The sequence below is a fragment of the Streptomyces sp. NPDC026377 genome (assembly GCF_055567715.1).
Map to the genome: position 1 here is coordinate 17,825 of NZ_JBVHPV010000031.1, position 20,551 is coordinate 38,375.

The 20,551-nt window shown below is 69.2% G+C and carries 17 protein-coding genes and 4 pseudogenes; 12 read left to right on the forward strand and 9 right to left on the reverse strand.

Features of this window, described 5'->3' with window-relative positions; genetic code table 11:
* Positions 1-132: 132 nt before the first annotated feature.
* Complete coding sequence (locus ACZ4MU_RS34155) at positions 133-726, reverse strand: hypothetical protein (protein ID WP_467883427.1); 594 nt, start codon at positions 724-726, stop codon at positions 133-135.
* 181 nt (positions 727-907) lie between these two features.
* A pseudogene (locus tag ACZ4MU_RS34160) lies at positions 908-1,546 on the reverse strand (transposase family protein).
* Between the two features lie 92 nt (positions 1,547-1,638).
* On the opposite strand from ACZ4MU_RS34160, the gene ACZ4MU_RS34165 reads away from it, so the two are divergent.
* Both ACZ4MU_RS34165 and ACZ4MU_RS34170 read left to right on the forward strand, forming a co-directional pair.
* Positions 1,639-2,007 (forward strand): VOC family protein, encoded by a 369-nt coding sequence (locus ACZ4MU_RS34165; protein WP_467883428.1) that lies wholly within the window; start codon positions 1,639-1,641, stop codon positions 2,005-2,007.
* Between the two features lie 392 nt (positions 2,008-2,399).
* Positions 2,400-3,494 carry an alanine racemase gene (locus ACZ4MU_RS34170; RefSeq protein ID WP_467883429.1) on the forward strand — a complete coding sequence of 365 codons (1,095 nt, stop codon included), beginning with the start codon at positions 2,400-2,402 and terminating at the stop codon, positions 3,492-3,494.
* Between the two features lie 76 nt (positions 3,495-3,570).
* Here ACZ4MU_RS34170 and ACZ4MU_RS34175 read toward each other — a convergent pair.
* Positions 3,571-3,863, reverse strand: a pseudogene (locus tag ACZ4MU_RS34175) (IS630 family transposase); the annotation flags it as partial.
* Here ACZ4MU_RS34175 and ACZ4MU_RS34180 point away from each other — a divergent pair.
* Positions 3,825-4,043, forward strand: coding sequence for a hypothetical protein (locus tag ACZ4MU_RS34180; protein ID WP_467883449.1), 219 nt, complete (start codon positions 3,825-3,827; stop codon positions 4,041-4,043). The pseudogene ACZ4MU_RS34175 and the gene ACZ4MU_RS34180 sit on opposite strands and share 39 nt — an antisense overlap.
* 388 nt (positions 4,044-4,431) lie before the next feature.
* Positions 4,432-4,677 (forward strand): annotated as a pseudogene (locus tag ACZ4MU_RS34185) (hypothetical protein); the annotation flags it as partial.
* Positions 4,678-4,754: 77 nt separating this feature from the next.
* Here the strand turns inward: ACZ4MU_RS34185 and ACZ4MU_RS34190 are convergent.
* A complete protein-coding gene (locus tag ACZ4MU_RS34190) occupies positions 4,755-5,168 on the reverse strand; it encodes a MerR family transcriptional regulator (RefSeq protein WP_467883430.1) in 414 nt (137 codons plus the stop codon).
* Positions 5,169-5,605: 437 nt separating this feature from the next.
* Between ACZ4MU_RS34190 and ACZ4MU_RS34195 the strand changes: the two genes are divergently transcribed.
* Positions 5,606-7,096, forward strand: coding sequence for a SulP family inorganic anion transporter (locus ACZ4MU_RS34195; protein ID WP_467883431.1), 1,491 nt, complete (start codon positions 5,606-5,608; stop codon positions 7,094-7,096).
* A gap of 173 nt (positions 7,097-7,269) precedes the next feature.
* Complete coding sequence (locus ACZ4MU_RS34200) at positions 7,270-8,028, forward strand: LexA family protein (RefSeq protein ID WP_467883432.1); 759 nt, start codon at positions 7,270-7,272, stop codon at positions 8,026-8,028.
* A 62-nt stretch (positions 8,029-8,090) separates the two neighbouring features.
* Here the strand turns inward: ACZ4MU_RS34200 and ACZ4MU_RS34205 are convergent, their stop codons facing one another.
* Complete coding sequence (locus ACZ4MU_RS34205; protein WP_467883433.1) at positions 8,091-9,095, reverse strand: helix-turn-helix transcriptional regulator; 1,005 nt, start codon at positions 9,093-9,095, stop codon at positions 8,091-8,093.
* Between the two features lie 56 nt (positions 9,096-9,151).
* Here ACZ4MU_RS34205 and ACZ4MU_RS34210 point away from each other — a divergent pair, with 56 nt between their 5' ends.
* From ACZ4MU_RS34210 to ACZ4MU_RS34225, 4 genes and pseudogenes are all read left to right on the forward strand, one after another.
* Positions 9,152-9,619, forward strand: coding sequence for a hypothetical protein (locus ACZ4MU_RS34210; protein WP_467883434.1), 468 nt, complete (start codon positions 9,152-9,154; stop codon positions 9,617-9,619).
* Positions 9,616-10,164: an NIPSNAP family protein gene (locus ACZ4MU_RS34215; protein WP_467883435.1), complete on the forward strand. Its 549-nt coding sequence runs from the start codon at positions 9,616-9,618 to the stop codon at positions 10,162-10,164. The genes ACZ4MU_RS34210 and ACZ4MU_RS34215 overlap by 4 nt, the downstream gene beginning before the upstream one ends.
* Before the next feature lie 71 nt (positions 10,165-10,235).
* A pseudogene (locus ACZ4MU_RS34220) lies at positions 10,236-10,539 on the forward strand (transposase); the annotation flags it as partial.
* 29 nt (positions 10,540-10,568) lie between these two features.
* On the forward strand, positions 10,569-11,639 hold the full coding sequence (locus ACZ4MU_RS34225; protein ID WP_467883436.1) for an MMPL family transporter: 1,071 nt from the start codon (positions 10,569-10,571) through the stop codon (positions 11,637-11,639).
* 743 nt (positions 11,640-12,382) lie between these two features.
* Here the strand turns inward: ACZ4MU_RS34225 and ACZ4MU_RS34230 are convergent.
* Together ACZ4MU_RS34230 and ACZ4MU_RS34235 are read right to left on the reverse strand one after the other, a co-directional pair.
* Positions 12,383-13,183: an NAD-dependent epimerase/dehydratase family protein gene (locus tag ACZ4MU_RS34230; RefSeq protein ID WP_467883437.1), complete on the reverse strand. Its 801-nt coding sequence runs from the start codon at positions 13,181-13,183 to the stop codon at positions 12,383-12,385.
* Between the two features lie 659 nt (positions 13,184-13,842).
* Complete coding sequence (locus ACZ4MU_RS34235; RefSeq protein WP_467883438.1) at positions 13,843-14,391, reverse strand: hypothetical protein; 549 nt, start codon at positions 14,389-14,391, stop codon at positions 13,843-13,845.
* 402 nt (positions 14,392-14,793) lie between these two features.
* Here ACZ4MU_RS34235 and ACZ4MU_RS34240 point away from each other — a divergent pair, with 402 nt between their 5' ends.
* A complete protein-coding gene (locus ACZ4MU_RS34240; protein WP_467883439.1) occupies positions 14,794-15,699 on the forward strand; it encodes an FG-GAP repeat domain-containing protein in 906 nt (301 codons plus the stop codon).
* A gap of 155 nt (positions 15,700-15,854) precedes the next feature.
* On the opposite strand, the gene ACZ4MU_RS34245 is transcribed toward ACZ4MU_RS34240, so the two are convergent.
* Together ACZ4MU_RS34245 and ACZ4MU_RS34250 are read right to left on the reverse strand one after the other, a co-directional pair.
* On the reverse strand, positions 15,855-16,202 hold the full coding sequence (locus ACZ4MU_RS34245; protein WP_467883440.1) for a DoxX family protein: 348 nt from the start codon (positions 16,200-16,202) through the stop codon (positions 15,855-15,857).
* An 891-nt stretch (positions 16,203-17,093) separates the two neighbouring features.
* Positions 17,094-18,050 (reverse strand): SDR family NAD(P)-dependent oxidoreductase, encoded by a 957-nt coding sequence (locus tag ACZ4MU_RS34250; RefSeq protein WP_467883441.1) that lies wholly within the window; start codon positions 18,048-18,050, stop codon positions 17,094-17,096.
* Positions 18,051-19,244: 1,194 nt separating this feature from the next.
* On the opposite strand from ACZ4MU_RS34250, the gene ACZ4MU_RS34255 reads away from it, so the two are divergent.
* Positions 19,245-20,315 (forward strand): alpha/beta hydrolase family protein, encoded by a 1,071-nt coding sequence (locus tag ACZ4MU_RS34255; protein WP_467883442.1) that lies wholly within the window; start codon positions 19,245-19,247, stop codon positions 20,313-20,315.
* Positions 20,316-20,551: the final 236 nt, after the last annotated feature.

Here is a 20,551-nt window from a genome sequence, read left to right on the forward strand (position 1 = left end):
TCTCGGGCTCCTTGGCCGCCCACCGGAAACCACTGCACGTACGGGCCGGCTCGGCAGCCTGCGCGACGGCTGCCTGACCTCGGCGGGCCAGGTGGGACGGCAACAGGTCCGAGCGTGGCATCCCGGGTCCGCTCAGTCCGCGATATGGAGCTCCGGGCGGGTCCACAGGGTGAGGTCGCTGCTGGTGGCGACTGCCAGGGTGCGACCGGACGGCGCGAAGCCGGCGGCGCGCAGCTCCGAATACTGGGAGTGGAAGATGTGCCACCAGGTGCTTCCCGCCGGTCCCTTGTGTGCTCCGCCGTCGGCGGAGAGGATGACGCGGTCGTGGGGCCATTCGGGGCTGACGACATCCAGCGTCCAACCGTCCGAGGTGGTGCTGTGCAGACCGCCGCCGAAGAGGCCTGCGACGCGGACCGCTGTCCCTGCGAGGGGACCGAGGCCGGGGCAGGTGAGGTCCGGGTGTGCGTCGGGCGTACTCGTGGCGGGATCGGGGTCCCGGTCACGTGCGATCCTCTCGCCCGTGACCGCGTCGAAGAGTCCATGGCCGGCACTGGATACGACCATGACGAGGTCGTGTCCGGTGTCCGGGTGGACTGCGAAGCCGATGCCGAGCAGACCGCCCACGGCGATTCCGTGGTCCAGGACGAGCTGCCATGGCGTCGGAGCCGACGTGAGGGCGGCCGCAAGGTAGCGCTCCCGTAGCCGCTGCTGGTGTTCCATGATCAAGCCTGTCTCCTCGGTGCGATTCGCGTCGAGGATCTCTCACACAGTGTCCCAAGCGCCACCAACTCCGGTGGCGACCTGTTCCTGCGGACCGGCAGCAGCAGCGGTACGTACAGCTCGCCTGACGAGTGGGTGCGTGATAGCGGGTGGGGTGTGTTGGCCGCTCATGGGGTGTAGGTGTGGTTCAGGGTGTGGCGGTGCGGTCGGAGATGAGGCCGGTGATGGCTCGGTAGGTGTCGGGCAGGCGGTCGTGGCGGTGGGTCCAGCGGATGAGCTGTTTCCAGCGTTTGTGGTCGGCCAGGGCATGTTCGCCGGTGATTCGCTGTCAGGAGTGGTCGTGTCGCTGGCGTTCTCGGTCTTCGACGAAGCGCGCTATCGCTCCCGGTCGTAGTTTGCGTGGCGGGGGTGAGGGCCCGCCCGGGATGGTCACGGCTCATTCCGAGGCAGACGTCATCAAGGAGGACCTGGACCACGCCGGTCGAAGACTGGCTGCTACCTGCCGTGCGGGCGGCGGCCGTGTCATGCATCCACCCTGGCCTGAGTGTGTCAGCCCGCAAGTGTGGCCGTTGTGGCCGGCGATGACGGTGGCTTTCCTTGTGTTCTGCTTCTTCTTACCCGACACAAACACACACCGGCCGCTCCGGCCCGCGGCGGGGCGGCGGACCTGGACGGGTGGCATCCAGTCCCCGCCCCTCGCCTGACACCGGCGGCCCTCCACCCCGGCCACCCACGGCCTGGCCAACTCCGCCACCAACGACGACAGATAAGCCATCGAGACACCCGTGAACAACGGACGCGGCGCCAGCACGGCCCGATCAACCATGCCCTCACCACCAGAGCATGCCCCACCCGCTATCACGCACCAACTCGCTAGCATGTGCATCAAGAAAGTCTGCTGATCAGCTCGGAGATGTCATGCCCTTGCGGATGAAGTTGAGCGCGATAACACTGGACTGCCCTGATCCACTGGCTCTGGCTGCGTTCTATCAGCAGGCCACCGGCCTGGAGCCCCACCCGAAGTCGGACGCTGACTTTGCCGGTCTCACCCGTGAGGACGGACTCCTCATCGGATTTCAAAGGGTCGACGACTACCGGGCCCCGAGCTGGCCCGATCAAACCGTTCCCCAGCAGCTTCACCTTTGCTTCGACGTCACAGACCTGGATGAGGCGGAGGCCGGGTTGCTGGAGCTGGGCGCGGGCAAGATGGATCACCAGCCGCATGAGGACAGGTGGCGGGTCCTCACCGATCCAGCTGGTCATCCCTTCTGCATCGTCAGGGGATGACTCGGACGTGCTCCCGCACACGACATAGCCGAGGGTGTTCATCCGTACGCGGTTGGGGAGGTTGAGGGCTTTGAACCCCACACCGCGTCAGTCCACCCACTGAGGGGGGAGCTTCCCATGAGGCTCCCCCCTCAGCTTGACTCGACCGGGGAACGACCCCTCACCCTCATCCACGTCCCGACTTCCACCACATCCCCGGGCATACGTGTGGGTGACACCTCACTGCCCTGATAGGCGGGTGCTCCCCGCTTGCCGGAGCGCAACAATCAAAGTGCCTCGGCCTGGGGGTCCTGGTTGTGGGCATCTGTCGCCAGGGATCCGTGTCTTGAGTGTTCTTGACGGGAACCATGCGTGATCGTCTGTGCGTGATCTTCGGACGGAGGTGCATCGATATGAGCACAGGTCTTCCTGAAGGTGTAGACACACCCGCGCTGGTGGTCGACGTCGAGGTGATGGAACGGAACATCGTTCGGATGGCAGCCGCGGCCGGAACAGGCGGTTTTGCGCTGCGTCCTCATGCGAAGGCGCACAAGTGCCGGGAGATCGCCGACCGGCAGATCGGCGCGGGGGCAGTGGGTCTGACGGTGGCCACCGTTGCTGAGGCGGAGGTGTTCGCCCGAGGCGGTACCAATGATCTGTTCATCGCCTACCCGTTGTGGGTCGACGATGGCAAGGCTCGGCGGTTGCGTCGACTGGCGGAGACCGCGGCACTGCGGGTCGGCGCCGACTCTGTGGAGGGTGTCCAGCGTCTGGGGCGGGCAGTTCGGGGGGCCGCGCGCCCGGTCGAAGTGGTGGTCGAGGTCGACAGCGGTCACCACCGCACCGGAGTCCTCCCGGCCGATGCCGCCGCGGTGGGCAAGGCGGCCGCTGATGCCGGGTTGGATGTCGCAGGGGTGTTCACCTTCCCCGGGCACGGATACGGCTACGACCCACAGGCCCGGGAAAATGCGGCGCGCGAGGAGGAGCTGGCGCTCGGCGAGGCGGTCGAAGCCCTGGAGGCCGTGGGTCTGTCTGCGCGGGTCGTCAGCGGGGGATCAACGCCGACGGCCGGGCGGTGGAGGCCCGGATCGGTCAATGAGCTGCGGCCCGGTGTGTATGTCTTCAACGACGCGACCCAGCTGGCCATCGGGACCTGCACCCCAACCGACCTGGCCCTGTACGCCATCGCGACCGTGGTGAGCGTGCCGGCCAGCGGACGCTTCGTGCTGGACGTCGGCAGCAAGGTACTGGGCTCCGACAGGTCACCGTGGGTCACTGGCCACGGGTACCTGCCCGCCTTTCCGGGCGCGTCCCTCACGTCACTGTCGGAGCACCACACCACGGTGGTGCTTCCCGAGGGCACGAAGGCGCCATCGCTGGGCACCGTGGTGGCAGTCGTCCCCAACCACGCGTGCACACCGGTGAACCTGGCCGATGAGCTGGTCGTCGTGCAGGGCCATCAGGTCGTGGACCGCTGGGCCGTGGCGGCACGAGGGGCCAACACCTGATGGGCGAGCTGTGGCACCAACCAGGCGGGGTCGCCCCGCTGGCCGGTGCTGCCGACCGTCGCACGGACGCGACATGTCATGAGTCCGGTGCCAGGACTGTTCCGGTGAGGCAACCGTCGATCAGGTGAGGGCGGTACTGGGTCATCTGGAGCTTGCGTTTCACTGCTCCGGTGATCTGGCTGAGGTCGGCGTGGCGGGGTTGCCGATGTCGCGTCTGACCAGGGACCGGATGCCTTACTCGGGGTTGAGGCCGGGGGCGTGGATCGGTAGCCGGAAGACGGTGAGCCAGTCAGTGTTGGCCGCGAAGAGCTCCCGCGGTGGCGCGACCAGGTGCATGCGCAGTTTGTCCCACACGAGCACGATCGAGCCGACGGCACCGCCATCGGGCGGGCGCTGATCCAGTTCGGTGACAGCGCCGACGGCTTCACCGCGAACCTGACGGTCCACTTCCTTGTCGCCTGCCCGGACGAGATCCTGGAGCACCGCCTGCGGCACTACGCCGTCGAGTTCCGCAACTGGATCGTCCCCGCCGCGGCCGCCCGCGCCTGAGACCCCCGGCCGGGCGCCGGGGCCGCCCGGGGCCCGGCCGCGGAAGCCGAAGGGCCGCCCACCCCTCCTCACCGCACTGCGGGCCATTTATCACGCTTCAGATGCCAACCAGCGCGCTCAAGGGCCCTCCAGCGGGCTCCTGAACCCGCGAAGACCCACAGGCGCTGCGCGCCTCCCGGTGCAACGCCTCCTTCATGCCCGCCCGCGGCCAAGCCGGGAGCACGTAATCCGGCTTGTTCTGGGAGAGCAGAACGAACGCCGACCGCTCCCCCGTCACTGCCGCTGCCCGCTTCGAGTAGCAAGCAGCCGGTAGCACCAGGTGAACCGGCTCGTTCTGGAGGAGCAGAACAACCGGCGGCTCATCGAAGCGCGGCCGCTGGATGCAGGCGGCCCGGACATCAGCCCGACCACAAACACCCCCGACCCGGTCAACCCCACCGGCCCGTGGAACCAGCGCGTCACTACCGAGCGAGCGGAGAAGGCCCTGCGAGTGGTGATCAACTCGGTGGTCTTCCGCTCCTCCGGCCAGGACCCGACCAAGGCCGGTACCTACACCGAGATGACCTCCCGGCTGGCCGAACCCGTGCTCCTCGGCCTGGCCGTCCTTGCCGTCCGCGGACGCGTGAAACGCTGATCACCGCCACATGCGGCAAGCCGAGGACAGCGCCCTGCACCGGGAAGTGACCCATCATGCTGGAGAAATCCAGGTGCCTAGGCGCGGGCGGCGGGAGAATTCTGCTCCAGGCGGGCGCCCAGGGTGGCGGCGAAGTCTTCGGCGCGGGCCAGCTGGATCCGCAGCTTCTCCACCTGTTCGGTGGCGGCCTGCTGGTAGGCCCGTACGCGTTCCAGGAGGGCTTCGCGCTCGCTGGTGTCGAAACCGGTGCCGGCATCGAGTTGGTCGGTGGCGTTCAGCAGGTCGCGCATCTGGTCCAGGGTGAAGCCGAGGGGCTTCATGCGCCGGATGACCGTGAGCCGGGCGACGTCGGCTTCGGTGTAGAGACGGAAGCCGCCCTGTGAGCGGGCGGAGGGGACGACCAGGCCGGTCTCCTCGTAGTGCCGGATGGTGCGCAGGGACAGCTCCGTGCGCGCGGCGACCTCACCGATCTGCATGTGCTTGCCGTCCACGCCCGTGATCCTCTGGCCCTTTGTCGTCGTCGGCGTTCTCGGCCCGGGTGGGCACTGCCGATCTCTACTCTAACGTTAGGGTAGAGTTGCTGGTGGTGAGGGCGGCGTGCCGCTGCCTCGCCGTTGCCGTGTCGGGGCCGATGGTGCCCCCGGCGAAGACCCGATTCTTGCAGGAGACAAGCGTGCGCGAGCCCATGATGCCCGGCGCCGCCGCCTGCCCGCCGTGAGGCTTCGTCCCCGGACGTGAGGTAAGGCCCCCGCTCTTGCGCAGGCCCAGACCCGTCCCTCCTCCCTCGACTTCCGGTTCCGCACTTCGCGGGGCCGCCCGCGGGGTGCCGGACCGGCCCCTGCGCGTCCTTCCCGCACGCCTCGGCCTGCCGTAGGGGTGTGCCCGAGCACGACGGGTTCCGTCTCCCTTGTCTTCTGCTGCCACTGCTGTGTCCCCGACCGCGCGACTGCGCGGTTTGAAGCCCGACTGGATCTCCGACCCGAAGGTCTGGCGCACCGAGGTCCTCGCCGGCCTGGTCGTCGCCCTCGCATTGATCCCCGAGGCGATCTCCTTCTCGATCATCGCCGGAGTCGACCCCGCGATCGGCCTGTTCGCCTCCTTCACGATGGCCGTGGTCATCTCGGTCGTGGGCGGTCGTAGGGCGATGATCTCCGCCGCGACCGGCGCCGTCGCGCTCGTGATCGCCCCGCTGAACCGTGAGCACGGCTTCGGCTACCTGGTCGCCGCCGTCATCCTGGCGGGCGTCTTCCAGGTCATCCTGGGTGCGGTGGGGGTGGCCAAGCTGATGCGGTTCATCCCCCGCTCGGTAATGGTCGGCTTCGTCAACTCCCTCGCCATCCTGGTCTTCATGGCCCAGGTCCCCGAGATGCACAACGTGCCCTGGGCCGTGTACCCGCTGATCGCCGGCGGCCTGGCGCTGATGGTGTTCTTCCCGAAGGTCACCACCGTGATCCCGGCGCCGCTGGTCTCCATCGGGATCCTGACCGTGATCACCGTCGGCGCGGCCATCGCGGTGCCGACCGTCGGCGACAAGGGCGCCCTGCCCTCCTCCCTGCCGGTCCCGGGCCTTCCGGACGTGCCCTTCACCGTGGACACTCTGACGACGATCGCCCCGTACGCGTTCGCGATGGCGCTGGTCGGCCTGATGGAGTCGCTGATGACCGCCAAGCTGGTCGACGACATCACCGACACCCACTCGAACAAGACCCGCGAGTCCATCGGCCAGGGCATCGCGAACATCGTCACCGGCTGCTTCGGCGGCATGGGCGGCTGCGCCATGATCGGCCAGACGATGATCAACGTAAAAGTCTCCGGCGCCCGCACCCGCCTGTCCACCTTCCTCGCCGGCGCGCTCCTGATGGTGCTCTGCATCGCCTTCGGGCCGGTCGTCTCCGACATCCCCATGGCCGCCCTGGTCGCCGTCATGATCATGGTGTCGTTCGCGACCTTCGACTGGCACTCCATCGCCCCCAAGACACTTCGTCGGATGCCCGCCGGGGAGATCGCCGTCATGGTCATCACCGTCGCCTGCGTGGTCGCCACCCACAACCTCGCCATCGGCGTCGTCGTCGGCTCGATCACCGCCATGGTCGTCTTCGCCAGGCGCGTCGCCCACCTCGCCGAGGTCACCGCCGTGGTCGACCCCGACGGCACGACGGTCGTCTACCAGGTCACCGGCGAGCTGTTCTTCGCCTCCGCCAACGACCTGGTCGGTCAGTTCAACTACGCCACCGACCCCGACAAGGTCGTCATCGACCTGTCCGCCGCCCACATCTGGGACGCCTCCTCCGTCGCCGCCCTCGACGCCATCGAGACCAAGTACGCCCAGCGCGGCAAGACCGTCGAGATCACCGGCCTGAACGACCCGAGCGCCGACCTCCACGGCAAGCTCACCGGCGAACTCGCCGGCAGCCACTGACACGGCACGCGAGCGGCGAGAGAACCCTGGCACCTGGCTAGGGTCCTCTCGCCGTTCTGCCAGTTCAGGTTCGCGAGCGAACCCACGCCAGACTCAAGGTTGTAGAGGCCGAATCGCCACCGGTTCGCCCGCCGGAGGGGCCCTCCAAGATTCGGCGAACTCCTCGGTTTCAGGTGGTCGGCCAGAGCATGGTGGAAGCGGCCGTCCGCGAGGGTGGCACGGTCATCGGACGCCGTCAGCCGACGGCCGTGCCTGGTGACATCGACGCCACCATGCTGGACGGCAAGGCCACTGTGAAGCCGCTCCAACGCGATGCGGCCGGTCATGCTTGGCCAGTCCCCCACAACGCCGATTTCGAGTCCTCGCCCGCCGATGATGCGGAAATCAGCCGGCTCGGCCTCGGCAGCGTGGACCAGCGCGAGGAGATCCGAGTGTCGGTAGAGGAAGGTCCGGTCCACCCTTCCTGCCGAGCGATGTCGGACACACTGATCCGGCCCCCGCCCCGGGCCGCGGCGCTGACCGCGTTGACCACACGCCGGCGGCGCCGGGCGGAGTCGGCCTTGCGGCCATCGCCCATCGCGGAGCACACGCCGACCCCCTCGGCCGGACATCGGCAGCGGCTGACCGACCCGGTGCATCCCCGGCATGCCCGGCATGCCCGGCATCACACTGCGCCCGCGGCGCACGACCGAGACGGCCCGCTCGATCTGCGCCCGGTCCTCTGCGCTCAGATCGTCCAGATCCGCCCTGCCCCGGCTGATCAGCCGCCGGACCCGGCGGATCTCCTCCCCCCGAGGGCATGGCCTCGCTGCGCGCCCAGTCGTCCGCCTCGAAGGCCGACAGCAGCTTCTCCCGGCTGCGGAGGCGGTCTGCGAGATACGCCTCCACGCCCGCCGGGCAGGGATCGAGACGTTCGTCGTGCGCGCGCATGAGTATTTTGTTGCGATCAAGGCCGAGAAGACCGCACTCCTTGGGTGAAGACGCGTATGGAGTTCTATACGCATGTGCGGGTGCAGGGCGGAGGGTGCGGGTGGCCGGTGTCTCGGTCGGGAGAACCCTCTGCCCAGCGCGACCCTTCGTAGCGGGTGGCCAGGGTCCGTACCGTCTCGGCGATGCGGTCGCGGAGTTCAGCCGGTGCCATGACCTCGACATCGGTGCCCAGCCGCAGGAACTCTCCGTGGGCGTGATCGATCGACTCGATGGGCACCCGGGCCTGCGTCCATCCGTCACCGGTGGGTGTGACGCCGAGGCGGCGGGCGCCCTCCGAGGTGAGCCGTACCACGGCCTCCCCGGTGTGTAGTCGCGCTCGGAAGTTGGCCAGATAGCTGTTCCAGTGCGTGGCCAGGTCGAACCCGTCCGGGATGACGAACTCGTCTTCCAATGCACGGAGTTCGAGGATCTGGTCGATCCGGTAGGTACGGATCCCGGATGGCCCGTCGGCGACCAGGTACCAGCGGCCGGCCTTGAGGACGAGCCCGTACGGCTCCACCCGTCGCTCGATCTCCTCCGGCGCCCGCCAGCGCCGGTACCGCAGTACCACCGCCCGCCGTGCCCACACCGCGGCGGCGGCCGCCGTCAGGTGAGGCACTTGATCCACGTCGCCGTACCAGCCGGGGGCGTCCAGCAGGAAACGTTCCTGGATCCGCTCGGCATGCTCGCGCAGCTCCGCCGGAAGGGCGGCCCGCAGCTTGAGCCGGGCGCTGGCGAGCGCCTCGCCGAGGCCGAGCTCGGCGGCGGCACCGGGAAGTGCGGCAAGGAACGCGGCCTGCGCCTCGTCTGCGGTCAGTCCGGTGAGCCGGGTCCGGTAGCCGTCGACCAGCCGGTAGCCGCCCGCGTGACCGGCAGCGCCATACAGCGGGATACCAGCGGCACCGAGCGCCTCGACGTCCCGGTAAACCGTCCGGACGGAGACCTCCAGTTCCTCGGCCAGCTGCCGGGCCGTCATCCGGCCCCGGTTCTGGAGGAGCAGAAGCAGGGTGACCATCCGACTCGCACGCATGCCGCTCAGTATCCACTGACAGGAGATGTCAGCAGACCCGCCCTAACCTGCGGCGCATGGACGACTTCGACTTCCTGCACGGCTCCTGGGACGTGGCCAACCGCCGTCTCACCGCACCACTCGGCTCGGGCCCCGGTACCTGGGGGGAGTTCCCCGGTCACGCGGTGGTCCGGCCGCTTTTCGGGGGCGCCGGCAACATTGACGAGATCACCTTTCCCACCCTCGGCCGTCAGGGCGTAAGCCTGCGGCTGTTCGACCGGGAGACGGAGCGCTGGTCGATCCACTGGTCCGACAGCCGGTCGGGCCGACTGGATCCGCCGGTGGTCGGCGGCTTCACCGGTGACCGCGGCGATTTCCACGGAAAGGACACCTACAACGGCCGGCCGATCCGAGTGCACTTCGCCGGGTACCGCCTCGGCCCGGACACTGCCCGCTGGGAGCAGGAGTTCTCCGCCGACGACGGCCGCTCCTGGAAGCTCAACTGGACCATGGATCTCACCCGCACGGGGCGGGACGGCGGATGAGCATCGTCGAACTCCGCCAGTACACCTTGCATCCTGGAGACCGGGAGACGCTGATCGAGTTGTTCGAGCGCGAGTTCGTGACCGGTCAGCGGGCGGTCGGCATCACCGTCGGAGGCCGTTTCCGCGACCTGGACGACCCGGACCGCTTCGTCTGGTTGCGCGCGTTCCCCGACATGGCGCACCGCCGGCGCGCGCTGGAGGCGTTCTACACCGGCCCGGTCTGGCGGGAGCACCGCGATGCGGCCAACGCCACCATGGTCGACAGTGACAACGTCCTGCTGCTGCGCGGCCCGGGCTTCACGCCTCCGCCCGGCGCCGGTGAAGTGTTCGCGACCGTCTGCCACCCCACCGACGCGGCCGCCTTCGATGCGTACGCCGCCCGGCACCTGGGCCCGCGCCATGCGCTGCACCGCACCGAGCACGCCGAGAACGATTTTCCCCGCCTGCCCGTCCGCACCGGGGAGGACGCCCGGGTCTGGTTCGGCCCGGCCGAGCCACCACCGTGGCCGGCCCGACGGCTGCGGCTGGAACCCGTGACGTCGTAGCCTCGCGCTCTCCGGCCGACAGGTGATCAGCTAAGCGCAAAGCGCATCTGACCAGCGAGAATGAGGATTACCTGGGCCCCTGTTCCCGCACCCGTCGGAGGCACTTTCCAGGTGAACATCGTCTTGGGTGCTACCCGCGTGTGCGGATATCGGGTGGCGGCCCAGGGGGTGGTCTCGCAGGCCGGCGGAGTGCTGCTCGTGGAGACAGCCCGCCGGACAGAGCTGGCCGACGTGCTGTCGGCGGCACTCACCTCGTGGCGCAAGCTCAGAGCGGTACACGATCCCGGCAAAATCCTACTGGGTGTCGCGCTCGCCGTTGTCGCGGTGCTGCGGGCCGAGCCCGCCGTGTTCGGCCCGGTGGCGTCCGACCCGACCTGCCCGCCGACTCACCCGTCGTCAGCGCCATGGAAGACCTACGTTCCGGCTTCCCTCAAGTAGGCAGCGAAATTGACGTTGTCCTGCCCAGCTGGCGTCCCACCGACCCCGACACCGCTCACCGCCTCGACGCCTACGCCCGCCGGCTCTCCAAGCTCCCAGGTGTTCAGGGACTGCGCACCGCGACCGGCACCTATCTGGACGGCAAGCCCGTCGGCGCCCGATGCGATCCCACAGCCGCCGCCGCGGCCGCGAAGCCGCCGTGCGCGGGAGTACGGCGGTTCGCCCTACCGTCCGGCACCTGGCTGGCCATCAGCTCCACACCCCGGCCCTACAGAGCTGCCGCCGCTGACCTCCTGCACACCATCCGCGTCCAGCCGGCCCCCGCACCTGCCCTCACCGGCGGAGCCACGGCGGACTTCCTCGACACCCGCGTCGCCGCCCTCCAGCGACTACCCGCAGCCCTGGCCGTCGTGGTCCTCGCGACCCTCGCCCTGCTGTTCGTCTTCACCCGTAGCCTCTTCCTGCCGCTCAAGGCCTCTCTGATCAATCTGCTCAGTCTCACCGCGACCTTCGGCGCGATGGTCTACATCTTCCAGCAGGGCCACCTGCACTACCTTGTCGGCGACTTCACCGTCACCGGTACCACCGACCTCATGCTGCCTTTCATCGCGTTCTTTCTCGCTTTCGGCCTGTCCATGGACTACGAGATCCTGCTCCTGGCCCGCATCACCGAGGCGTACGGCCGTACCCGGGACACCACCCGAGCGACGGCTGACGGGCTACAGGCTGCCGCGCCCCTGTTCACCGCCTCTGCCGCCGTGGTTCTCGTCGTTCTGCTGGCGCTCGCGGTGACGGACGTCGTCCAAATGAAGATCATCGCTGTCACTGTGGCCCTGTCCGTCCTCCTGGACACGGTGGTGATCCGCCCCTTGATGGTGCCAGCCGTCATGAAGCTGGCGGGGCGGGCCAACTGGTGGCTGCCAGCTCCCTTGCGACGTCATCCTCGACTGCTGCATCCGGCCACCGAGCCGTCCCAGCGCCAAACCGCCGACAGCAATGTTCCCAAGCCCGCGGCCGAGGCCCCCGTATCCCCATGACCAGGCGCCGTCTCCCCTCCCCGGCCAGCAGGAACGCAGTCACCAGGAGCAGCCAATGATCCCGAAGCCAGCAGCACAGCCCCGCACAACCGACGGCCTGCTGCCGTTGAAACAACACAACGCACAGACGGAACCAGCGATGTGACGCAAATGCCGGACTCCATGAAAGTGACCGAAAAGCACTCCGCAGCCGACTGGACCCGCACGTCGCAGCGAGTGGCCCCCGCGCACGCGGGGATGGTCCGATGGGCCTGACCAGTATCACTGCCGCCATCAGTGGTCCCCGCGCCTTCGGGGAATGATCCCGCGCATCCGGCCTGCTTTGACCTCGGTGGGCTGTGGTCGCCACCCTGCTCGGCCCGTTGCACGCGCTCCAGGAAGAAGAGGGCGTCGAGTCATAAAGCCTGCCCGGACGTGCTTTCGAGCGTGGATCGGGGTCGAAGGGCTCTCAACGGTACTCAGCGGTGCTCAGCCAAGACGTCGAAGTTGCAGCATCATCAGTTCCGCGATGGCCGTTCACGCTCCGGATCTTCCCGCGCCCCCACCGGCTCGGGAACGCCCTTCAGCCCACGCACTCCCGACGTGCCGACTCGAAGCCCCCACTTGCGTGGGGACCACGTCGTGGAGCCGGTCGGTTCCCACCCCGATCACCCATGCCTGTGTGGGGACCACGCCCTGCCCGGCCTTGGCGTTGGGGCGGATTCACCCCCGCGTGCGTGGGACCATTGCGACGGTCATATGCGTCAGGGCCGAAGGTGCTTGAGGGTGAACTCGGGCTCAGCATAGAGGCCGGCCTGGGTTCCGGTCGGAACGGCCGAAAGATCCCCGGGAATGTCCGCAGCGTGGGCTTCGGCGTTGTCGACGGGGACGTAAGCCAGTTCCGTCACGTCGGGAAGTTTCCAGAAGCGGCGGCTGTTGGCGGAGACGGCGTACGCCGTGACGAAGCGGATGGAGGACGGTGCCGTCAGAGCGGCCCGGATGTAGCCGACGGCATCGCGCGGGCTCAACCAGGTCGCCACGTGGCGGGGCTCGGTAGGCAGGGGCTCGAAGCTGCCGATGCGCAGGCAGACCACCGACAGACCGAACTTGTCGGCGTACAACTGCCCTAGGGCCTCGACGGCCACCTTGCTCACTCCGTAGAGACCGTCGGGGCGTGCGGGCTCCTGTGGACCGGTGAGATGTCCGGCGGGGTAGAACCCGGTCACGCGGTTGCTGCTCGCCAGCACCACCCGCTCGATTCCCATGCGCCGCGCCGCCTCCAGGACATGATGCGTCCCCAGCACATTGGCTTCGAGCAGGTCCGGGAGAGGAGCCTCGTCAGGCACGCCGCCCAAGTGGAGCACACGGTCGGCTCCCGCGAGGGCCGATTCCACCGCGGCGGCGTCCCGCAGGTCCACGGTGTACACGTCCTCGTTCTCGGCTTCCGGGCGGAGCGGTACGCGGTCGAGCAGGACCAGGCGTGCCGCCTCGTGTCGTAGCGCCTCACGCACCACGGAACCGATGGTGCCCGCCGCTCCTGTTACCGCCACTGTTCCCAGACTCACTGCGCTCCCCCTGTTTCTCGACACCCCTTCCATCTTCGCGCCCGTTGATCCACTCCTCAAGGCGGAGGGGAACTGAGCAAGCAGAGCCGGCGCCTGGTCTCCTGAACAACAGGTACGGATGCTCAAGGAGCGCCACACCCCACTAGGGCCTGTGTGAAGTCGTGATCAGTCGGCGGCTTTGAGGAGGTCGTCGATCCGGAGCATCGCGGCGCGGATGTGGAGGCCGACGAGGTCGCTGTCTGAGGTTTTGTCGTAGCGGGTGGCGATCCCCGCCAGGCTTTCAGCTCGCTGAGCAGACGTTCGACTGTGTTTCGTTCGTTGCAGAGGCTGGCATCGTGGCTGATGGGACGGCCGCCTTTGGGGGGCGCCGTCCACCCCCTGCTGCGGCGCTGCGCCGCCACTGGGCCGGGGCGTGGGCGGGACCGAATCCCGGCCCGCTGGCCTGCGGAGGCCCGTACCATCGCCCGGCTGCTGCTCGTTCACGTCCGTCGCCTCATGACATTTCCACGCTGTTCTGCTCACCTGCCGTTCTGGGTCCCCGCCCCGATCGAGGCGCGCACCGGCTCGCGTGCTCCAGCAACCCGTCGGCCTCCGCCGATGAGCTGTCCCACAGGGTGCGTGGGGAACGGCGTCGCGGCGGTAGTCGAGCGGCAGTGAAGTCAGTCCAGGCCGGTCGCCCACGCCGTCAGCGCGGCGAAGTCGTCGATGGTGAGGCCGCGTCGGAGGTCGATTCGGCGCAGTAGGGCGGAACCGTCGTGGTGTTCCGCAACCCAGGCGCGATCGGTCTCTGTGATCGCGTCGTCGATCCAGGCGAACGCACGGCCCTTCGCCCACGCGACGATCTCCGGCGTCTTCCAGAACACACCGCCGCCGGGCCGCACTTGCCGGGAGGGCCAGGAAATGAAGGGCAGCTCGGGCAGTCCCAGAACCGGCGCGATGAAAGCGTTGGCTTCTTCCTCCCAAGTGGTCGCCCACACAAGGTCGAAGGGAAGGGCGTCCAGCGCCGGGCCGTGATCCGGGTTGAGCCACACCCGCAGCGGCTTCACGGGCTTGTTCGGCAGGCCCCACTCAGCCAGCCGACGCCGCTCGGCGGCCTCCCAACGAGGCGTGCGCAGACGGTGCGTCTGATACCCCGCGGGTCGACGGTACGGCTTCGCGGCATACGGGTTGAGCGGTCCGTCCACATCCACCAACAGCACTGGGCGCATCAGCTCATCCCCCTCGGTCCTGCGCCGTACGGTATCGCCCGGTACCGAGAGCGCCCAGCCGAATTCGGCGGGTGGGGAGCTCCGCAAGTCAGGTTCGAGGATGGAAGGACGATCTTGCTGGGGAACCGAAGCGCTGCGGTGCGGAGGCCCGCTGGTCGCTCCCGCGTCGATCTCTGAGCCACTGTGACGCGCCGTCTGCCGGCGCCTGGGCACACGGTCATGTGGGGTGTGCCCCGGGCCGGGCGGCCGGACGATGGGTCGATATTCTTGCGGTTCAGACCTCGTGGGGGGATCCGCAGGGCTGGCCCCACCATGCGCGCTCGGCTTCGTCGGCGCGGCACATCCACATGTGGTGCGGCCCGAACCGCTTCCGCCACGTCCATCAACCGTCCGGAGTTCCTTGTGAAACACCTCTTCCGCGGTCGGCGCGCCCTGGCGCGCACGGCCACGGTGGCGACGACTGTCATCCTGGCCGCGACGGCCGCGGGTACGGCCGTCGCCGACGGCTCCGCCGCGTCGTCCTCGGCGAAGAACGCCTCCCTGGCCACGGCCAAGGCCGCCGCGGCCCACAAGCCGACGCCCGCCGCGCCGTCCTACTTCCTGTCCGGGATCCTCCCGTCGGGCCAGATGTACGTATACCTGCCCGACGGAAAGGGCGGCTTCGGCCCCCGCTCCGGCGCGTACGTCTGGAAGGACTTCAAGTACGGCGTCTCCATCGACCTGGAGATGACCGGCGCCCAGGACGGCGCCTACCACGTCATGAACGACGGAACGCTGAACCTGTGGCTGCACGGCAACCTCAAGCGGATTGGCGGCGGTTGGAGCCCGTACGACAACATCATCATGCCCGGCGCCCTCGGCAGCGCCAAGCACCCCGACCTGCTGGCGCGCGACAAGCAGGGTTACCTGTGGCGCTGGCAGAGCAGGACGGACGGCTCGCTGGCCCCGCGTACCCGGATCGGTGGCGGCTGGAACGAGTACACCCGGATCACCGGCCTCGGCGACCTCACCGGCGACACCCGGCCGGACATCGTCGCCCGCGACAAGCAGGGCGTCCTGTGGCTGTACAAGGGCACCGGTGACCTGCGCACGCCCTTCGCCCAGCGGGTACGCGTCGGCGGCGGCTGGAACCAGTTCAACAAGCTGGTGGCCACTGGCGACGTCGACGAGGACGGCCGCAGCGACCTGGTCGCCCGTGACACCAAGGGGGACCTCTACCTGTACAAGGGCACCGGCAAGGCGGCCGCACCCTTCAACGCCAAGGTAAAGATCGGCTACGGCTACAACCAGTACCGCGAGCTCTTCTGATTCCGAGCGTTCCTGATGTTCCCGGTCCAACCCGGTGTTCCCGGTGTAACCGGTTCCTGGGATTTTCGCCGCGCACATCGTGTGGACCCGGCTGTCGGCAGGCGCGCGCGTTCGCGCCTGCCGGCGGCCCAGGGGCCAGGCACACCCCTGCACCCTCACGCCGCGTGGCCGAGGATCAGGGTGGCCACGGCGGGCGCGAGATACAGGACGGGGAAGACGACGGTCTTGTACGACCGGGCCCGCAGCACCGTGACGACCGCGCCCAGGAAGTACAGCACCAGAGCGACCCCGGCCACGACACCTATCACAGGGACCGCCAGACCGACCAGCAGACCGACGGACCCGGCCGCCTTGGCCAGCCCCAGCAGCGTCCACGACGAACGCGGCACGCCGTAGTCGATCAGCGGCTCCGTGACGAACTCCGCCCGGCGCAGGAGCGAGAATCCGGAAAAGCCGATCCAGGCGGCGGTGAGAACGGCAACGATGACGTAGGCCATGGACATGGAGTACTCCTATGCGTGGTGACGCGGCTTCGGTGAACGGCCGGTGGGTCGATCTGGTGTGAAGGCGTCGGCGTCGCCGCGCACCCTCACACTTGGCTGAACCGCGTCCGCCCCGATGTGTGACAGCCTCGCGAGAAATTCTCGAAAAAGTTCGCCGGCCCGCGCGCCGGGCCGTCCGTCGGGCTCTGCCACGCGTCAGCCCGGTCGCCCTGCCAGCTGCCTCTCGTCCCCTTCGCTTTCGCTGATGACGGGGCGGCGCACAGACGGCCGCTCAGTACGTAGAGCCCTTCGACGCCTTCGGGGGTCCGCGGATGTGGTCCGAGCGGGACCGGCCGCCGGGATGCCGGTTTGAAGGCGTGCACTCCGCACGGGCGCCGGGGCGGGTACCGAACGGTCGGCGATCGTCGGCGGTCGGTCGGGACACGCTGATCGCCCACTCTCCCCACCCAGCACGTTGCGATGAGAAGCGCCACACCGGGGAACCGGTCCGGGTTGATCACCGTCTCCCGGCACGTCACCGCCGTGGGGCACCCGTTCTGCGGCGGTTGTCGGTATGGGGGGTGTTCAAGTGGAGGGGGGATCGGTGCGGGGATTAACAGGGGCTGACCGGCGGAGGGATCAACCGGCCGAGCAGGACGCCGCCGCCCACACGATGTCGCTCGCGGCGTTGGCGCAGGCACCGAACCGGGAACGGCGGCGGGATCCCGTCGCGTCCACGGGACCCGGGGACCGCGTTCGCCCTGTGGGCGTATGACGCGGCGGAGGGCTGTCACCGGCCCCGACCAGGTGGGCTGACTCGGCCTCCGTCGGGGCGTCCCCCGCAGTACGGGGCTGAGCCGTCGTCCGCGCCTCCGAACTCGCGCCGCCCCGCCGACCAGTAGGATTCCGCGTCTACCGGAGGTGGAAGCCGAGGTGGGGATCGATGCCGGCCAGCTCACAGCCGGCGTCCCACAGGCGGGCCGCGACCGTCCGGTCGGCCATATGCGAGGGGACGGGCTCTCGTCGTGGTGTGCCACGCAGGCCGAAGACCCTCGGTCCCCACAACTGCCCTCCTGCCACCTCCCAGTCGAGAACGGCACGGACGATGGGCCATGCTCCGGCGTCCTTGCCCTGCACCACGAGCCCCGCAGGCAGGGCCCGCAGCCGCTTCGCGAAGGTCGTCACGTGTACGGGCGGGCGTGACGGGGTGAGGGCGTCCAGTGCGCCACCGGGGTGGGCCACCACACTGATGACCGTGCTGTCGGCGGCGCGCAGGCGGCGGTCGAGCTCGAAGGCGAAGCACATCTGCGCCAGCTTCGATCGGCCGTAGGTGCGCTTGGGCCGATAGTCCCTTCTCGACTGCAGATCGTCCACGTCCAGTCGCTCGGACCGTGCGGCGAAGCTTCCCACCGTCACGATGCGGCCTTCAGGCGCTGCGGACAGCAGGGGCGCCAGCCATCGGGTGAGCGCGAAGTGGCCGAGGTGGTTGGTGGCGAACATCAGCTCGTGGCCGTCCCCGGTCTCCCGACGCGGCGGATCGTCGAGCGCGACCCCGGCGTTGTGGACCACAGCGTCGAGACGGTCGAGGCCCAGCGCATCCACGGCTGCCTCGAGGGACGACAGGTCGGCGAGGTCCAGTTGCAGGTGCCGTACACGAGCTCCGGGTACACGCGCATGGATGGAGGCCATGGCGGCATCGGCCTTCGCGGCGTCCCGGCTGCCGAGGACGATGACGGCGCCGGTGGTGGCGAGCTGTTCCGCAACGAAGTAGCCGATCCCGGCGTTGCCTCCGGTCACCAGGACAGTCCTGTCCTCGGCTGACGGCAGGCGGTGAACGTCCCACGGTTGCTTTTGGGGTCCGGGAAGCATGAGAACAGGCTCCTTGCTCTGGGGGAAACGTGTGCTCCTGGGGAGCGGCATCCCGAACACGGTCGCAAGCGCCACCGACACACCTCCTACAGATCACGGCCGGCGCCGACAGAGCTCCGACAGCCCCCGGAGAATCGGGGACCGGGACCGTCGTCCAGGAGACGGCGCGTCGTCCGAGGCGAAGAATGCCGCAGCCGCGGCGACCTCTTCCGGGCGTCCGAAGCGGCCGACGGCGACCTGGTCGACGCTCCCGTCAGGGTGTACGTGAGGTGGTCACTGAGGTGGGGCAGCGGGTCGGGCCGCGCGTTACCGAGGAGTGGTCGCCGTGAGGGACGGACAGGTGGCTGCCGCGCGGCGCCAGACGGGCCAGGGGCTCGCCGTTCGTCACGCCGGGGGTGACGTCCTGGCCGCCGTCCACGACCAGTAGCGGGGCCGCGATGCGGGGCGCCAGAGCGGCGAAGGTCCACCTGCCGTCCGTACGAACTCGGGGGCGGCAGTCACTCCCCCAGTGCGCGCTGAGCCATGATGTCCCGTACAGGCTGCGGGAGTTCGTCCCAGTCGAGGCGGAACGGGCCACCGGCGGTAGCGACGGCCGCCACGCGCGGCTCCAGCTGCGCGGCCTGGCCGCGAAATAGCCGCCCAGACTCAGTCCGACGAGCCCGATGCGGGGGACGCCGAGGGGGCCGCTCCCACGGAGGCAACCCTCTCATCGAGACCGGCACCGGCTCTCACGGGGTGAACTCCTGCCAGCACCCGAGCCACGGCCACGAGGTGTCATGGCAGCGCGTCATTCGTGTCCCCCTGCCCTCCGGCGTCACGGGCGCGATCGGGGTGCGGCCGGGACGGGGACGGCCGACGCCACGGGGACCCCGGCGCCCGGAGGCACAGCTCCCAGGGTGATGGCCGATCAGGCTGTCGGTGCGACAGGGCGGACAGGCAGGGGTGGCGCCGGTGTCCCGGACCGGGTGATCTAGGCTGCGGAGGACCAGATGATCACCAGGCCGGGTCCATCGAGGTCTTCTTCACGGCGTCGAGCCGGGCCGTGGAAGGAGCGCCGTGCCTCCCGTCCGACCAACTCGCCGTGCCCTCATAGCCGGGGGCGTCGCCGCAGTCGCGTCGTCCTCCGCCATACATCCCGCCTTCGCCGCTGCGGCGCCCGCGCGGTCCGGCGCGCCGACGGCCGGTCCCGTCACGGTGCGGCTTCCCGGACCGACCGGCCCCTTCCCGGTGGGGGCGGCGGAACTGCACCTGATCGACCCTTCCAGGACCGACCCGTGGGCGGATCCGAAGCAACCGCGTGAGCTGATGGTGACGGTCACCTATCCGGCGGACGACACCCGGGGCCGTGCGAGAATGCCGTGGCTGCCGGCCGGTGCCGAACGTGCGCTGAAGGCCCGTTACGGAGGCGTCCTGGACGCAGTCGTCCTTCCGGCGACACACAGCGCGGATCGCGCGCCGGCCCGTCGCGGCCGACGCCCCGTCCTCCTGTACTCGCCGGGCTACGCCTCGGACCGCACCTTCAACACCCTCGTCGTCGAGGACCTGGTGTCCTGGGGGTACGTGGTCGTCACCGTCGACCACCCCTACGACTCCGGGGAGGTGGAGTTCCCCGACGGCCATGTCGTGCTCACACGCCCCGAGGAGGACGAGGACACCGTCAGGAGGGCAGTCGCGGTACGCGCCGCCGACCTCCGGTTTGTACTGGACCAACTGGCCTGCCTCGATCGGGGTGGAAACCCCGACGCCCGGCGGCGCCGTCTGCCGCGCGGACTGTCGAGTGTCCTGGACCTGTCCCGGGTGGGGGCGTTCGGGCATTCCCAGGGCGGCGCCGCGGCGGCGGCCGTCATGGCCGAGGATCCTCGGGTGCGAGCGGGTATCAACCTCGACGGCTCCGTTCGCGGGCCGGTGGTCGAGCGCGGGCTGGACCAGCCGTTCCTGCTGGTGGACACCGCCGTCCACGACGGCCTCCGCCAGGATCCGACCTGGTCCGCGCTCTGGGAACACCTGCGCGGCTGGCATCGGTGTCTGCGCCTGGCCGACGCGGACCACCTCTCGTTCACGGACCTGGTGTCCATGGGACCGCAGTTGGGGGTGCCGCTGCCCCTGCCACTGGGTACGATCCCCGCCGAACGGGCGGTGGCAGGGGTGCGGGCGACCGTACGCACGTTCTTCGACGCGCACCTGCGCGGACGCCCCGACACCGGACACCTGCTCATGGGGGCCTCGCCGCGCTACCCGGAGATTCAGTACATCGCCGGCCGCTAGAAGTGGCTGGTCACTGACTCTGTGGATGGGACCTGCTCTCCCCCCATGCAGGGGTGCTGTCCGAACCCTCACCCGAGGGCAGGGCAGGAGATAGGGGGATGAGCAGGGGCGCTCAGTGCCGCTCCGCCGACCTGATCAGCTGCAGCGTCATCAGGTTTCTCGTCATTCCGCAGCGCGGCCGATGAGTTTGTGGCTCCCCACGGGTCCAAGCTCATGACACCCCAGGAAAGGACACC